Genomic DNA, 14,816 nt, shown 5'->3' on the forward strand with positions numbered 1-14,816 from the left:
ACTCTAACCGCCGCCACCCACAGTTCTGAGCGGCGGGAACCCGGGAACTTTCCGGCCCCGCCGTCCGACGGGCCTACAGCAGCGGCGCCCGCTCCAACGCCTCCCGCAGGCCGGCGATGACGTCCGGAGCCGAGCCCGCGATCGTGCAGCCTGCCGCCTGCCGGTGCCCGCCGCCGCCGAACTCCGCCGCCACCGCCGAGACGTCGATCCCGATGCTGCGCAACGAGATCTGCCACTGTCCCAGGTGGGCGGGGTCCTGTTTGAGCACGGCCGCGACCGCCGCCTCGCGCACCGAGCGGACGACGTCGATCACCGACTCGACCTCCTCGCCGCGCACCGTGCGGGCCGTGTCGGCGGACACCACCGCGTGCACGAAACCCCGGCCCTGCGCGGCATCCGGCTCCAGCCGGGCCTCGCGCAGCACCGACGAGAGCATCGGCAGCCAGGTGAACGGCCGCTCGTCGACGATCCGCCGCACGATCACCTCGGGGTCCGCCCCGGCCTCCAGCAGCCGCGCCGCCATCCGGTGCGTCTCCGGGCTGGCCCGGCGGAACCCGCTGGTGTCGGTGACGATCCCGGCGTAGATCCCCCGCGCGATCGGCTCGTCCAGCTCCACCCCCATGGCGTCGAGGATCCGGAACACCAGGACCGCGCTGGCCTCGGCGCTCTCGTCGACGACGTGGCAGGTGCCGTAGAACGTGTTCGTCGCGTGGTGGTCGATCACCAGCACCGCCCCGGCCGGCTCGACGCGCCCGGCGAGCCGGCCGAGCCGCTTCGGCGTCGGCGTGTCGACGCAGACGAGCAGGCCGTCGGCGTCCGGGAGGTCGTCCGGGTGGGTGAGCAGGCCGTCCTCGTCGAGCCACCGGAGCGTCTCCGGGGCCTCGTCGGGCTCGCCGAAGGAGACGCGCACCGCCGCTCCGCGTTGCCGCAGCGCCCGGCCGAGGGCCAGCGCGCTGCCCAGCGCGTCCGCGTCCGGCCGCACGTGGCCGAGGATCGTCACGTCGACGGCCGCCGCGAGCAGGGCCGCCGCGTCCCGGATGTCCTGCGCCGAAGTAGGGGTCACGGTGCGTCACGCTACGCTCTGCGGGATGCCTGAGTACGCGATGCTGGTCTACCCCTCGGCCAACCGGGTCTACGCCGCCTCCTCCCCCGCGCTGCTGCGCGCCGAGCTGGCGGTGTTCGGCGCGGGCCTGGCGGCCGAGCTGTCCGCGATCGAAGAGGTCGAGCTCGGCGGCGTCGGCTACGTCCGCTTCACCAGCTCCGCGCCCCTCGGCGAGCGCGACCTCGCGCTGCTGTCCAACCTCTCGTCGCTGTACGCGCTGTTCGAGCTCGGTGACGGCGTCCTCCGTCCGGTGCCGGTGACACCGCTGGCGATGGCCGACTCGGACCTGCTGACCATCCAGAAGTACCCGGGCAAGACCAACGAGCTGTTCACCAAGCTGCTGGTGAACGTCACCCTGATGGCGACGGCGGACCCGTTCTCGGGCCGGGCGAAGTACCTGCTCGACCCGCTGTGCGGCCGCGGCACCACGCTGAACCAGGCGATGATGTACGGCCTGCACGCGACCGGCCTGGACGTCGACACCAAGGACTTCGAGGCGTACGAGGCGTTCATCAAGACGTGGCTGCGGAACAAGCGCGTGAAGCACACCGCGGAGTCGGGTCAGCTGCGGCGCAACAAGGTCCGCCTCGGCCGGCGGCTCGACATCGAGTACGCGCTGGACAAGGAAGCCTACAAAGCGGGCGACACGCGCAAGCTCACCTACTTCAACGCCGACACCCTGACCACCGACGAGGTGCTGCGCGCGAACTCCTGCGACGTGATCGTCACCGACGCGCCGTACGGCGTCCAGCACGGCAGCCACCGCGAAGCCGGGTTGCAGCGGAGCCCGCGCGACCTGCTGGCGGCCGCCGTTCCGGTGTGGACGCGGGTGCTGAAGCCCGGCGGCGCGCTCGGGATTTCGTGGAACACCACCGTGCTGCCGCGGGAAGAGCTGGTCGCGGTGCTGGGCAAGGCCGGGCTGGACGTCCGCGAAGGCGGGCCGTGGGCGGAGTTCGCCCACCGCGTCGACCAGGCCATCCTGCGTGACCTGGTCGTCGCGGTGAAGCCGGCGTCCTGAGCTACCGGGTGAGTTCCGCCGGCGCCTGACCGTTCTCCGCCGGCGCCGCGGCGGGCGCGGGCGACGGGCTCAGGCCGCGCTTCACCGAGTCCAGGATGGACAGACCCTGGCCGACCAGCCCGGCGGCCATCTCCCCGAGGCCGTCGGCGCCGTTGAGGATGTTGACGTTCGCCCCGGACAGCCCCCGCCCGGCCTCCTTGACGATCTGCGGCAGCTGGTCGATGAGCATCCGGTCGAGCGCGACCCGGTTGTTCGACGCCGCGGCCTCCGCCTGCACGCGCATCTTCTCCGCCTCGGCCAGCGCCAGGATGCGGATCCGCTCGGCCTCGGCGTCGGCGGGCTTGATCACCTCGGCCACCAGCTGCTGCTGCCGCAGCTCGGCTTCGCGCTGGGCCAGCTCGGTGCGCGCGTCGATGACCTCCTGCTGCGCCTTCGCCTGCGCGAGCGGGCCGGCCTGGGCCGCCTGGGCCTGCGCCGCGTCGACCTCGGCGCGGTACTGCGCCTGCACGATCGACGTCTGCCGGGCGTACTCGGCCTGCGTCCGCTGCGACTTCTGCTCCGCCTCGGCCGCCGCCTGGTTCGCCACGGCCTGGGCGATCTGCGCGTCCCGCTGGATGGCGGCGTTGTGCGGCGCGGCCATCGCGGCGATGTAGCCGAGCTTCATGTCGTCGATCGACTGGATCTGCAGCGCGTCGACGGTGAGGCCGATCTTGGCCATCTCGACCGCCGAGCCGTCGAGCACCTCGGTGGCGAGCTTCTGCCGCTCGGTGATGATCTCCTCGACGGTCATCGACCCGATGATCGACCGCAGGTGACCGGCGAAGATCCGGCCGGTCAGCACGGACATCTGGTCCTGGTCGGAGAGGAACCGCTGGCCGGCGTTGACGATGCTCTCGGTGTCGTTGCCGACCTTGAACGCGATCACCGCCCGGACCGTGAGCGCGATGGCCTGCTTCGTCACGCACACCTCGGTCACCTCCGCCTCGCACATGGCGAGCGTGAGGAACCGGACTTTCCGGAAGACCGGCATGACGAACGCGCCGTGGCCGGTGACGACCCGGAACGGCGACGCGCCCTTGCTGTTCTTTCCCCCGGAGATCAGCATCGCCTCGTTGGGGGCGGGCACGCGGTAACCGAACATCGGCTGTCCTTCGACTGCACTATGAAGCGGGATCCGAGGCGTCCCACGCCACGACGTCGACCGTGCGCCGGCCCCGGGTGTCCACGACCAGGACGGTCGTGCCCTTCGGCAGCTCCGTGTCGGACCAGGCAAGGAAGGTTTCCAGGCCGCCCCTGATCCTGATCAGCACCTCCCCAGGGCCCCGCTGCCCGCGGGTGCCGACCAGGAGGACTCCGGTGCGGCCGGACGGGGAAAGGTCGGAGTGCACGCGGTGCCGACCTCCCCTCGGTGGCCGTCTCGGTGCGGGTTGACCCCCGCTACCCCCATTGTGCTCCCGCCGGGGACCCGCCGTGGGCACTGTGAGGTTCCGATCAGGCGGGCAACCGGGCGTACGGCCACGGCTATACTTCGGGTGTGAGCGTCGAGCAGCGTCCCCTCCGCGCGGACGCCCGGCGCAACCGGGAGGCGCTGGTCGCCGCGGCGCGGGAAGTGTTCGGCGCCAAGGGGGTCGACGCCCCGCTCGACGAGATCGCGCGGCGCGCCGAAGTCGCCATCGGCACCCTCTACAACCGGTTCCCGACGCGGGCGGACCTCGTCGAGGCGGCGTTCCTGCCGGTGCTGCAGGAAGCCGAGGCCGTGCTCGAGGAAGCCCTCGCGTGCGAGGACCCGTGGGCCGGGTTCGTCCTGTTCGTCGAGCGTTCGGTGCTGATGCAGGTTTCCGACCGCGGCTTCACCGAGGTGTGCTCGCGGGCGTTCGACCCGGCGTCCGGGCTGGAGAAAGCCAAGCAGGCCAACGGTTCCCGGATGCAGCGGATCGTCTCGCGCGCCCAGGACGCGGGCGTGCTGCGCCCGGACTTCGAGCTGGTGGACTTCGCGGTGGTGTTCGCGGCGGCCGCGGCGGCGCAGGACTGGCGGCACGGGGTCGCGCTGGTGCTCGACGGCCTGCGCCCGTGAGCTGGCTCGCCGACACCGCCACGTCCTACGACACGGTGGCTTCGAGCTACGCCGAGTTCGTTTCCGGCGTGCTCGAGAAGCAGCCGTACATGCGGGCGGCTCTGGCGTTGTTCGCGGCGGAGGTCGACGGCCCGGCGCTCGACGTCGGCTGCGGGCCCGGGCACTTCACGGCGCACCTGGCTTCGCTGGGGGTCGACGCCTCCGGCATCGACCTGTCACCGGGCATGGTGGACCTCGCCCGGCGCACCCACCCGGAGCTGCGGTTCGACGTGGGATCGATGACGGACCTCCCGCTCGGCGACGCTTTGGTGGCCGGGGTGCTGGCGTTCTGGTCGCTGATCCACGTCCCGGACGAGGAGGTGCCGGCGGCGCTGGGGCACTTCCACCGCGTGCTGCGGCCGGGTGGCCTGCTGGTGATCGGCTACCACGTCGGCGTGGGCACGCGGCGGAAGACCTCGGGCTACGGCGGCCACCCGATGCGGGTCGACGTCCACCTCCGGCAGCCGTGGTGGCTGGCGCGCCGGGTGCGGGCGGCCGGGTTCACGGTGGACGCGGAATGGCTGCTGGACCCGGGCGCCGAGGTCGCGCAAGCCATCCTGTTCGCTTCGCGCTAGGGCCGGGCCGCCTCGAGCACCGCGAGGTCACGCACGGCGTAGCGGTGGTGCTCGGCTTCTTCCTTCAAGACCACCTTGAGGCAGCGGCGCACGACGTACTCCTGGTCGGGGTACGGGTCGGCCGGCTTGCGGCGGCACACCCGGTCGAGCCCGGCCGGGGTGAGCCCGTCGAGGACCTGCCGCATCGCGGCCATGCGGGCGAGCCGCGGCGCGAGTACTTCGTCGAGCGTCGGCGTGGCTTCGAGGGTGAGGTTCGCCGCCACGTCCGCAGGCGTTGCTCCGGCGGGCAGGCCCAGCGGGTGGTAGGGCGTGTCCTCTTCGAGCACGGCGTTGCCGAGCCAGGCATCGGCGGCGAACAGCAGGTGCCGTTGCGTCTCGACGAACGACCATTCGCCGCCGACCCGCTCGTGCAGGACGGCCTCAGGGAGCAGCCTCGCCCGATCAAGCGTCGCGGCCCACCCGCTCTCGACGGCATCCCAGGCGACCCGGTAGTCCTCGGGGGTGGCCGCCTCCCGCGCCAGCACCCGCGCGGGGTGCCGCCGGTCGAGCTCGGCCTCGACGTAGGCGGTCACGTCGACGTCGTTGACGACGACTCGTTCGAAGTCGCCGCCGAGGTAGACGTCGCTGCCGTAGCAGTCGACGATCTTCAGCCCGCTCACCTCGCAGTCGCGGATCTCGAGACCGGCGAGGTCGCAGAGGTGGATCCGGGCACCGCGGAACCGGTCGGTCTGGGCGTGTTCGGAGGCCATCGGGGCAGTCTCGCGGACTCCCTTCGCCTGCGCCATGGCTCAGGCGAAGGGTTGCTCGGCGAAGCTGAGCCCACCACGCTGGGCGAGGGGCAGCACCTGCCGGTCCACGTGTTGCGGTGACCGGCGGAAGTACTGCCGAAGCCCCGAGCTCGCAGCTTTGCGCCACCCCGGGTGCGCCCTGGTCGCCGCCCCGCGAGTCGACGCCACGGAAGCCCGCGAACTCCAGGCCCACGCGCCACGCCTCAGGCGAAGGGTTGCTCGGCGAAACTGAGCCCACCACGCTGGGCCAGGGTCAGCACCTGCCGGTCCACGTGCTGCGGTGACCGGCGGAAGTACTGCCGGAACCCGCGGGCCCGGAGCTTCAGATCGAACTCCTGTCCCTCAACGTGCCACAACGGGCTGGGGTAGTCGTCCGGTGGGTCGAGGCGGTGGAGGTCCGCGATCTCCAGGCTGCTGTGCAGCGGGCCGATGGTGCCCGTGATGTCCCAGGCTTCGTCGAACACCAGGGTCGCCGGAGTGATCCAGAACGTGAAGTGCTTCTCACGCCGGGCGGGCTCGACCCAGCGGACGATGTAGTCCAGGTCCAGCAGGAGCCGGCCCGGTGGCGGGTCGTCGTCCTCGAGGTAGGCGAGTGCGTGGATGCGGCTGTCGTGCCAGCCCATCTGCGGGAAGTCCGCGTCGGTCCACACCGCCTTCGACAGGCCGGACGGGTCGGTCATGCCAGCTTCTCCCCCACGAACTTCACGATCTCCGGCAGCACGCCCCGCCAGTACTCGTCGTCGTGGCCGCCCGGGGTGAAGCGGGACACCTGCGGCGACACCGCCTTCACCAAGCGGCGGTCCGCACCCCGGAACGAGTCCGACTCGCCGCACCACACGCCGAGGGTTGCGGGGCGCAGGTCGGCAGTGTGCAGGAGGGGTTCCTCCGCCCGCCAGTTGTTTTCGCCGGCGAACACCTTGCGGCTGCGAGCGTCCGGCCAGCTCACGAACAGTGCCGCGCTCGCCGTCGCGACCGCCTGCACTTCCGGGTGCGCGCGGGCGAAGCGCAACGCTCCGAAGCCACCCATCGAAATGCCGAACACCGCCGACGGTGGACGCAGGTCGCGGGCCGCCAGCCAGGCGGGAACCTCTTCGGTCAGCATGCGCTGCGGGTCGTCGGGACCGTCGGTTTTCACCCAATAGTGGTCACCGTCGACGGCCGCGATCGCGAACGGTGGCGTTCCCGCGCGAACGGCCGCCGTCAGGACGTCCGGGACGCCGAGGGAGAGGAACGTCCGGGCCTGGGCGCCGCGGCCGTGCAGGGCCAGGCACACCGGCAGGCCCGCCGACGGCACCCCGGACGGGGTGATCAGCACCAGGTCGACGTCGATACCGCGGGCCGCCGAGGCCATGCGCTGGACCGTCACCGGCTCGGACAACCCCGACGGGCGGGTCGGCACCGGCACCGGTACCGGCGCCGGGCCCGGCGGGGGTCCGGACGGCGAGCAGCCCGCCAGCAACGCCAGTGCGCTGCCGGCGAGCAGGCCGCGGCGGGAGAGCACGGGTCAGCCCCGGCTCTCCTCCTCCGCGAACTCGTCGTCGTCTTCGGTGTCTTCACGCGGCGCCTTGTACGGGTCGGCTTCGCCCGCGTGCTGGGCGCCCGTCGCGCGGCGGGCGACCTCGGCGTCGGCCTCACGGGCCTTGGCCAGCAGGTCCTCGATGCGCTTCGACTCCTCGGGAATCGTGTCGGCGACGAACGTCAGCGTCGGCGTGTAGCGGACGCCGGTGCCCTGCCCGACCTTCGTGCGCAGCACCCCGCGCGCTGATTCGAGGGCGGCCGCCGCGCCGGCGAAGTCCGGGACGGAGTCCAGCTTCTCGCCGAGGACCGTGTAGTACACCGTGGCGTCGTGCAGGTCGCCGGTGACCTTCGTGTCCGTGATGGTCACGTAGTCCAGCCGGGGGTCCTTGACCTCGTGCTCGATCGCGGACGCCACGATCTGCGAGATCCGCTTCGCGAGCTTGCGAGCCCGAGCCGGATCAGCCATGTCGTTCTCCTAGGGAAAATCAGTCTTCTGGGCCGAGCAGCCGACGGCGGGCGGAGAGCAGTTCGAACTCCGGCCGGCTCGCCACGTACCGCTCACACGAGTCGAGCACGTCCCGGACGTGCTCGCCACCTTCGGCCACCACGGCCACCCCGATGAGGGTGCGGCGGTGCAGGTCGGCGTGCCCGGCTTCGGCCACCGACACGGCGAAGCGCTTGCGCACCTCGGCCAGCACCGGACGGACCACGGATCGCTTCTGCTTCAGCGAATGGACGTCGCCGAGCAGGATGTCGAGCTCGAGAGCTCCGACGAACATAGGCAAATTTTTGGTGGTGTAGTAGGGAGACACCGGGTGTGCGCGGAAACGCACACCCGGTGTCGAACATCCTTACGCTCGCGGCTTCTCGCGCTGCTCGTACGTCTCGATGATGTCGTCGACCTTGATGTCGCCGTACGAACCGAGCGTCAGACCGCACTCGTAGCCCTCGCGGACCTCGACCACGTCGTCCTTGAACCGCCGCAGTGAGCTGATCGGCAGGTTCTCCGCCACGACGGTGCCGTCGCGGAGCAGACGGGCCCGGGCGTTGCGCCGGATCTCGCCGGACATGACCAGGCAACCCGCGATCGTGCCGATCTTGGAGGACTTGAAGACCTCGCGGACCTCCGCGCGGCCCAGCTCGACCTCTTCGTACTCCGGCTTGAGCATGCCCTTGAGGGCCTGCTCGATCTCGTCGATCGCCTGGTAGATGACCGTGTAGTACCGGACGTCGACGCCCTCGCGGGTGGCCCGCTCGGTCGCCTTGCCCTGGGCGCGGACGTTGAACCCGAGGACGATCGCGTCGGACGCGGTCGCCAGGTCGATGTCCGACTCGGTCACGCCACCGACACCGCGGTGGACCACGTTCAGCTCGACCTCGTCGCCGACGTCCAGCTGGAGCAGCGAGGCTTCGAGGGCCTCGACCGTACCCGAGTTGTCACCCTTGATGATCAGGTTGAGGCTGTTCGTCTCCTTCAAGGCGGAGTCGAGGTCCTCGAGGCTGACCCGCTTGCGGCGCGACGCGTTGAGCGCGTTCCGCGTGCGAGCCGACCGGCGCTCGGCGATCTGCCGGGCGACGCGGTCCTCGTCGACCACCAGGAAGGTGTCACCCGCGCCCGGCACCGACGTGAAGCCGATGACCTGGACGGGCCGCGACGGCAGCGCCTCGGTGACGTCGACGTTGTGCTCGTCGACCATCCGGCGGACGCGGCCGTAGGCGTCACCCGCCACGACCGAGTCACCGACGCGCAGCGTGCCGCGCTGGACCAGGACGGTGGCCACCGGGCCGCGGCCGCGGTCGAGGTGCGCCTCGATCGCGACACCCTGGGCCTCCATGTCCGGGTTGGCCCGGAGGTCCAGAGCGGCGTCGGCGGTCAGCAGGATCGCCTCGAGCAGGCCGTCGATGTTGATGTTCTGCCGCGCGGAGATCTCGACGAACATCGTGTCGCCGCCGTACTCCTCGGCGACCAGGCCGTACTCGGTCAGCTGCTGCCGGATCTTGTCCGGGTTCGCGCCTTCCTTGTCGATCTTGTTGATCGCGACCACGATCGGGGCCTTGGCGGCCTGCGCGTGGTTGATCGCCTCGACCGTCTGCGGCATCACACCGTCGTCGGCCGCCACCACGATCACCGCGATGTCGGTCGAGTTCGCACCACGGGCACGCATGGCGGTGAACGCCTCGTGACCCGGGGTGTCGATGAAGGTGATCAGCCGCGGGTTGCCGTCGAGCTCGGTCTCGATCTGGTACGCACCGATGTGCTGCGTGATGCCGCCGGCCTCGCTCTCGCGGACCTTCGTCTTCCGGATCGTGTCGAGCAGGCGGGTCTTACCGTGGTCGACGTGACCCATGATGGTCACGACGGGCGGCCGGACCTGCAGGTCCTCTTCCTCGCCGGAGTCTTCGCCATACGTGATGTCGAAGGTCTCCAGGAGTTCGCGGTCCTCCTCCTCGGGGCTGACGACCTGAACGTTGTAGTTCATTTCGCCGCCGAGCAGCTCGAGGATGTCGTCCGACACGGACTGCGTCGCGGTGACCATCTCGCCGAGGTGGAAGAGCACCTGCACCAGCGAAGCCGGGTTGGCGTCGATCTTCTCGGCGAAGTCGGTCAGCGAGGCACCGCGCGGCAGCCGGATCGTCTCGCCCTGGCCCTTGGGCAGGCGGACGCCGCCGACGCTGGGCGCCTGCATGTTGTCCATGTACTCCTGGCGCTTCTGCCGCTTCGACTTGCGGCCCTTGCGCGAGGGACCACCGGGACGCCCGAAGGCACCCGCGGTACCGCCACGGCCACCGGGGCCGCCACGACCGCCGCCGCCACCGCGGAAGCCGCCGCCACCGGCCGGGGCGCCGCCCCCACCGGGACCGCCGCCACCCGGGCGGAAGCCGCCGCCACCGCCGCCGCCACCGGGGCCGCCGCGGAAGCCACCGCCGCCGCCACCGCCACCGGGACCGCCGCGGAAGCCACCGCCGCCGCCACCGGGACGACCGCCGCCACCGGGGCCGCCACGGGCGCCGCCGCCGGGGCCACCGCGGGCGCCGCCACCGGGACCGGCGGGACGCTGCGTGCGGCCCGGCATCATGCCGGGGTTCGGCCGCGGGGGCATGTTGCCCGGGCTCGGCCGGTTGCCACCGGCGCCACCACCCGGCCGCGGGGCCGGACGGTCACCGCCGGCGCCACCGCCGGGACGCGGGGGCCGGTTGTCGCCGCCCTGGCCGCCGCCGGGGCGCGGAGCCTGCGGGCGCGGGGCCGGGGCGCCGGAACCGACGCCGAACGGGTTGTTGCCGACGCGCGGGGTGCGCGGGCCGGGCTTGGGACCGCCGGGCTTGGGGCCCTGCGGCTTCGGCGGGACGACCGAGCCGGTGCCGCCCTGGGCGGGCGCGGCCGGGGTGTCCTGCTTGGGCGCGGCAGGAGCTTCGGCCTTCGCGGCCGGGACCTGCTGCTGGGGTGCGGGCGTGGCCGGGCGCGGGCCGGGCCGCGGGCCGGGGCGCTGCCCCGGGGTGGCCGGCTTCGCCGCGGCGGGCGCCTGCTGCTGGGGTGCGGCCGGAGCCGACTGGACCGACGGGGCCGGAGCCGCCGGAGCCTGCTGGGCAGGCGCGGGGGGCTTCGGAGCGGCGGGCCCGGGCTTGGCGGCCGGCGGACCGGGGCGCGCCGACGGACCGGGCGTGGGCTTCTTGGCGCCCTTGGGGGCGTACGCGTCGCGGAGACGACGGGCGACGGGCGCCTCGACCGTGGACGACGCGGACTTGACGAACTCGCCCTGTTCCTTCAACTTCGCGAGCACGTCCTTGCTGGTGATGCCGAGCTCCTTCGCGAGCTCGTGTACGCGGGCCTTGCCTGGCACAACTCTCCTCATCTAGGGGAGGCCAGGCGGAAAACCCGCTGACCTCGTCCTTATTGTCTGACGCTCATGGCTTCAGCTTCACGGCTGACTCATGACGGGTCGACCTGCTTCCTTGCTTCCTCGCGACTCCGGGGACGTCCCGGGTTCGTGGTGCGTGGTTCGTGGTGCTCCGGTGCGCCCGACGTGCTCGCGGACCTCGCGGGCGTCGAGCGCCCCGGGAGCCCGCAGGGCCCTCGGGAATGCTCGCCGCCGTTCGGCCTTGGCCAGGCAGTCCGGGTCGGGGTGCAGCCAAGCCCCCCGGCCCGGCAGCCGCCGACGCTCGTCGACGACCACCCGCCCGGCCACCGCGACCACGCGCAGCAGCTCACCGATCAATGCCCGCCGCTTGCAGCCGACACAAGTCCGCACCGGGGAAATCCGGTGGGGCTGGTGCTCGGCTACCCGCCGCGGGCTTCGAACCACTCCTGAGTCTAGCGCTTCGACCTTCACTCAGCCGAACCGGTTGTCGCGGCGGGCCGCGGCGGACGGGCGTGGTCTTGATCACCCCCGCGATCGTCACCGTCGTCCGCCGGTGCGGCGTCGCTGCGGATGTCGATCCGCCAGCCGGTCAGGCGGGCGGCGAGGCGGGCGTTCTGGCCCTCCTTGCCGATCGCCAGCGACAGCTGGAAGTCCGGCACCACGACACGGGCGGTCTTCGCCCGCTCGTCCACGACTCGTACCGAAACAACCTTCGCGGGCGACAGCGCATTCCCGACGAAGCGAGCCGGATCCTCGGAGTAGTCGATGATGTCGATCTTCTCGCCGGCCAGCTCGCTCATCACGTTGCGCACGCGCGCGCCGACCGGGCCGATGCAGGCGCCCTTGGCGTTGACGCCCGGCACGGTGGACTTGACCGCGATCTTCGTGCGGTGCCCCGGCTCGCGCGCGACGGCGGCGATCTCGACCGTGCCGTCGGCGATCTCCGGCACCTCGAGCGCGAACAGCTTGCGCACCAGGTTCGGGTGCGAGCGCGAGAGCGTGATCTGCGGGCCGCGGTTGCTGCGCGACACCGTGACCACGTACGCCTTGATCCGGCTGCCGTGCTCGTAGGACTCGCCGGCGACCTGCTCGCCGGAGGGCAGCACGCCTTCGGTGTCACCCACCTGGACCACGACCATGCCGCGGGCGTTCGCGCGGGCGTCGCGCTGGATGACGCCGGCGACGATCTCGCCCTCCTTGGTGGAGAACTCGCCGAAGGTCTTCTCGTGCTCGGCGTCGCGCAGCCGCTGCAGGATGACCTGGCGGGCGGTGGTGGCGGCGATCCGGCCGAACCCCTCCGGGGTGTCGTCCCACTCCTCGTCGACCTGGCCGTCGTGGGTCAGCGTGTGCGCGAGCACGCGCACCAGGCCCGTCTTGCGGTCGATGTCGATGCGGGCGTGCGGCTGGTGGCCCTCGGTGTGCTTGTACGCGGTGAGCAAGGCCGTCTCGATGGCCTCGATCACCGTTTCGAAGGGGATGTCCTTGTCCCGTTCGATCGCCCGCAGCGCGGCGATGTCGACGTTCACTTCGACCCCTTCTCCGTCTCGGCCGCGATCATGCCGGACGCGTCGTCTTCGAGCAGTTTCAGGTCCTCGGCGGGCGGCTGCTTGAACTCGATCTCCACGACCGCCTTCGCCACGTCGGCGTAGCGGACGTCGCGGATCTTGCCGCCTTCGAGGACGCGGGCGGCGTGCTCGCCCGCGTGGCCGACCCGGCCGATGAAGGGCGCGCCGTCGGCCGGGGTGACCTTGACCAACCGGAACCGCGCGCGCCGCCAGTGCCGCTGCTGGGTGAGCGGGCGGTCGAGCCCCGGCGAGGTGACCTCCAGCGTGTAGGCGCTCGCCAGCACGTGGTCGTTCTCGTCGAGCGCCGCCGAGACCTTGCGGCTGACCTCGGCGACCTCGTCCAGCCCGACACCGTCGTCGGCGTCGACGACGACCTTGACCAGCTGCCGCCGGCCGGCCTGCTGCACCTCGAACGAATCGAGGTCGAAACCCGCGGCGGTGACGGCTTCGGCCACTATCGGCTGAAGCCGGCTGGCGAGTTCTCCTGGCACGTGGGGGTCTCCTTGCTCGGGCTGGGTGGTCGGGTCGGTGGTGGACCAGCTTATCCGGTCGCCCGGTCACCCCGCGCGAGCGGCGGGGCCGCCCCGGGGCCTGGCAGGATGGGGCGGCGTGACCGGAAGACCGACCGAGCTGACCCGCCGCGGCGCCCTCCGCGCGGGGGCACTGGCCGCACTGGCCGTTCCCCTCGCCGCCTGCGGGCCCGGCTACGACGAAAGCCCCGACCCGCTGCAGCCGCTGCTGGCCGCCGCCCAGGCCGACGCCGACGCCGCGCGGGCGCTGGCCAAGGGCGCGGACGCCGACGCCGCCGGCCAGCTCGCCGACGCGCGCGCGGCGCACGCGGCCGCCCTGAAGTCCGAAGTGGACCGGCTGAACCGGCCCACGCCGTCGCCGTCGGCGGCCCCACCGGCCCCGGCCGCGCTCGGCGACCTGAAGGACCGCCTGGCGGCCGCGCGCAAGCAGGCCGAAGACCTCGTCGGCGGCCTGCCCCGCTACCGCGCCGGGCTGGTCGCGGCGATCGCGGCGGGCTGCGCGTCGCTGCAGCGCCTCGCCCCGGCGCTGGGCCCGGGCGAGGACGTCCCGAAGGTGGGTGCCGCCCCGGCCGGCGCGGTGCCGCCGGAGGCGGTCGACCCGCTGCAGGTGGCACTGGCGGCCGAGCACGCCGCCGTGTGGGTGTACGGGCTCGTCAGCGCGTTCCTGCCGGGTGACTTCGGCGACGCGGAGAAGAGCGGTGCGGCCGAGCACGCCCTGCGCCGCGACTTCCTGCAGACGGCGCTCTCGGCCGCCGGGGCGACCCCGGTGGCGCCGGAGGCGGCGTACGTGCCGAAGAACCCGGTGACGGACGCGAAGTCGGCGTCCCAGGTGGTGGCGACGGCCGAAGCGGACTGCGCGGCGGCGTGGCTCGCGGTGATCGACCACACCGACGACGCCGGCCTGCGCACGACGGCGCTGCACGCGCTGGTCGCCGCCGCCCGCCGGGGCACGCCCTGGCGCGGCGAAGCCGGTCAGAAGCCGGTGGCGATCGCCATGCCCGGCCGGACCGCCTGACGCACCTGGTGTGGGTGAGGCGGGCTCCGGCCCGCCTCACCACTCAGGAGGGGAGGTCGTCCGACAGGCGCAGCGCGTCGTCGGCGATCCGCTCGATCAGGTCCTTGTCCTTGTGCTTGTCGTAGAAGTCGGCCAGCACGATCGTCGTGTTCGTGCCGACGACCCGCGACGAGTACGCCGCGTCCTTGCCGCTCACGCTCGGGGTGCCGGTGCCCGCGAAGGTCTTGTCCTTGACCAGGTCCGTGACGTTCCCGGTGCCGTCCTGCTCGGTCAGCGTCTTGAGCGCCTTCGCCTTCGTCGAGTCGGGCATGCCGACCAGCGCCACGGACACCAGCGCCTTCGCGCCGCCCGACTCCGTCGTGTACAGCGCCCGGACCAGCGAGCGGCACGGGTTGTCCTGGAAGAAGTCCTTCGTCCGGCCGTAGGACTTCTCGGCGCAGTCGGTGGTCTTCACCGGCCCGGCGACCAGGGTGTACTGGAACTGCCCGGTGTTCTGCGCCGGCGGCTGCGCGACCGGCTGGTCCGGCGTCGAGTCGTGCCGGATCAGGAACCACAGCAGCCCGGACACGACGGCGATCGCGACCAGCCCGGCGCCCTTGAGCAGCAGGGACCGGGTGTCGCGCGCCGGCGGGCCCGGTACGGGCGGGCGGGGCTGCGGGGGTACCGCGCCCAGCGGGGCCGTGTCGGACGGGCCTGGGGTGAAATGCGCACCAACCACGGGGACATACGGTAGTT

The 14,816-nt window shown here is 72.4% G+C and carries 17 protein-coding genes; 4 read left to right on the plus strand and 13 right to left on the minus strand.

The window, feature by feature from the left end; all coding sequences use genetic code 11:
• Positions 1 to 73: 73 nt before the first annotated feature.
• Positions 74 to 1,063 carry a bifunctional oligoribonuclease/PAP phosphatase NrnA gene (locus HUT10_RS13885; protein WP_176171586.1) on the minus strand — a complete coding sequence of 330 codons (990 nt, stop codon included), beginning with the start codon at positions 1,061 to 1,063 and terminating at the stop codon, positions 74 to 76.
• Positions 1,064 to 1,088: 25 nt separating this feature from the next.
• Here HUT10_RS13885 and HUT10_RS13890 point away from each other — a divergent pair, with 25 nt between their 5' ends.
• Positions 1,089 to 2,120, plus strand: coding sequence for a TRM11 family methyltransferase (locus tag HUT10_RS13890; RefSeq protein WP_176171587.1), 1,032 nt, complete (start codon positions 1,089 to 1,091; stop codon positions 2,118 to 2,120).
• Between the two features lies 1 nt (position 2,121).
• Here HUT10_RS13890 and HUT10_RS13895 read toward each other — a convergent pair whose 3' ends face one another.
• Both HUT10_RS13895 and HUT10_RS13900 read right to left on the minus strand, forming a co-directional pair.
• On the minus strand, positions 2,122 to 3,261 hold the full coding sequence (locus HUT10_RS13895) for a flotillin family protein (RefSeq protein ID WP_176171588.1): 1,140 nt from the start codon (positions 3,259 to 3,261) through the stop codon (positions 2,122 to 2,124).
• Positions 3,262 to 3,280: 19 nt separating this feature from the next.
• Entirely contained in the window at positions 3,281 to 3,508 is a 228-nt protein-coding gene (locus tag HUT10_RS13900) for a hypothetical protein (protein ID WP_176171589.1), read from the minus strand.
• 146 nt (positions 3,509 to 3,654) lie between these two features.
• Here HUT10_RS13900 and HUT10_RS13905 point away from each other — a divergent pair, with 146 nt between their 5' ends.
• Together HUT10_RS13905 and HUT10_RS13910 are read left to right on the plus strand one after the other, a co-directional pair.
• Positions 3,655 to 4,194, plus strand: coding sequence for a TetR/AcrR family transcriptional regulator (locus tag HUT10_RS13905; RefSeq protein WP_176171590.1), 540 nt, complete (start codon positions 3,655 to 3,657; stop codon positions 4,192 to 4,194).
• A complete protein-coding gene (locus HUT10_RS13910) occupies positions 4,191 to 4,808 on the plus strand; it encodes a class I SAM-dependent methyltransferase (RefSeq protein ID WP_176171591.1) in 618 nt (205 codons plus the stop codon). Before HUT10_RS13905 ends, HUT10_RS13910 begins: the two co-directional genes overlap by 4 nt.
• On the opposite strand, the gene HUT10_RS13915 is transcribed toward HUT10_RS13910, so the two are convergent.
• The 9 genes from HUT10_RS13915 to rimP form a co-directional block, all read right to left on the minus strand.
• Positions 4,805 to 5,557: a DinB family protein gene (locus tag HUT10_RS13915; protein WP_176171592.1), complete on the minus strand. Its 753-nt coding sequence runs from the start codon at positions 5,555 to 5,557 to the stop codon at positions 4,805 to 4,807. The genes HUT10_RS13910 and HUT10_RS13915 overlap by 4 nt on opposite strands.
• 242 nt (positions 5,558 to 5,799) lie before the next feature.
• Positions 5,800 to 6,276, minus strand: a complete 477-nt coding sequence (locus HUT10_RS13920; RefSeq protein WP_176171593.1) for a hypothetical protein — start codon at positions 6,274 to 6,276, stop codon at positions 5,800 to 5,802.
• Positions 6,273 to 7,097 carry an alpha/beta hydrolase family protein gene (locus HUT10_RS13925; protein ID WP_176171594.1) on the minus strand — a complete coding sequence of 275 codons (825 nt, stop codon included), beginning with the start codon at positions 7,095 to 7,097 and terminating at the stop codon, positions 6,273 to 6,275. Before HUT10_RS13925 ends, HUT10_RS13920 begins: the two co-directional genes overlap by 4 nt.
• 3 nt (positions 7,098 to 7,100) lie before the next feature.
• The gene (gene rbfA / locus HUT10_RS13930) at positions 7,101 to 7,580 is read right to left on the minus strand and encodes a 30S ribosome-binding factor RbfA (protein WP_176171595.1); all 480 of its coding nucleotides are present in this window, start codon (positions 7,578 to 7,580) and stop codon (positions 7,101 to 7,103) included.
• 19 nt (positions 7,581 to 7,599) lie between these two features.
• Positions 7,600 to 7,893 (minus strand): DUF503 domain-containing protein, encoded by a 294-nt coding sequence (locus HUT10_RS13935; RefSeq protein ID WP_176171596.1) that lies wholly within the window; start codon positions 7,891 to 7,893, stop codon positions 7,600 to 7,602.
• Positions 7,894 to 7,965: 72 nt separating this feature from the next.
• Positions 7,966 to 10,953, minus strand: coding sequence for a translation initiation factor IF-2 (gene infB / locus HUT10_RS13940; RefSeq protein WP_176171597.1), 2,988 nt, complete (start codon positions 10,951 to 10,953; stop codon positions 7,966 to 7,968).
• A 78-nt stretch (positions 10,954 to 11,031) separates the two neighbouring features.
• Positions 11,032 to 11,361, minus strand: a complete 330-nt coding sequence (locus HUT10_RS13945) for a YlxR family protein (RefSeq protein WP_254896863.1) — start codon at positions 11,359 to 11,361, stop codon at positions 11,032 to 11,034.
• 77 nt (positions 11,362 to 11,438) lie between these two features.
• The gene (nusA, locus tag HUT10_RS13950) at positions 11,439 to 12,497 is read right to left on the minus strand and encodes a transcription termination factor NusA (RefSeq protein WP_176171598.1); all 1,059 of its coding nucleotides are present in this window, start codon (positions 12,495 to 12,497) and stop codon (positions 11,439 to 11,441) included.
• Positions 12,494 to 13,027, minus strand: a complete 534-nt coding sequence (gene rimP, locus HUT10_RS13955) for a ribosome maturation factor RimP (RefSeq protein ID WP_176171599.1) — start codon at positions 13,025 to 13,027, stop codon at positions 12,494 to 12,496. The genes nusA and rimP overlap by 4 nt, the downstream gene beginning before the upstream one ends.
• A gap of 118 nt (positions 13,028 to 13,145) precedes the next feature.
• On the opposite strand from rimP, the gene HUT10_RS13960 reads away from it, so the two are divergent.
• Positions 13,146 to 14,081: a ferritin-like domain-containing protein gene (locus tag HUT10_RS13960; protein ID WP_176171600.1), complete on the plus strand. Its 936-nt coding sequence runs from the start codon at positions 13,146 to 13,148 to the stop codon at positions 14,079 to 14,081.
• Between the two features lie 43 nt (positions 14,082 to 14,124).
• Here HUT10_RS13960 and HUT10_RS13965 read toward each other — a convergent pair whose 3' ends face one another.
• A complete protein-coding gene (locus HUT10_RS13965; protein WP_176177815.1) occupies positions 14,125 to 14,754 on the minus strand; it encodes a hypothetical protein in 630 nt (209 codons plus the stop codon).
• Positions 14,755 to 14,816: the final 62 nt, after the last annotated feature.

It is taken from the genome of Amycolatopsis sp. Hca4 (assembly GCF_013364075.1).
GTDB lineage: Bacteria > Actinomycetota > Actinomycetes > Mycobacteriales > Pseudonocardiaceae > Amycolatopsis.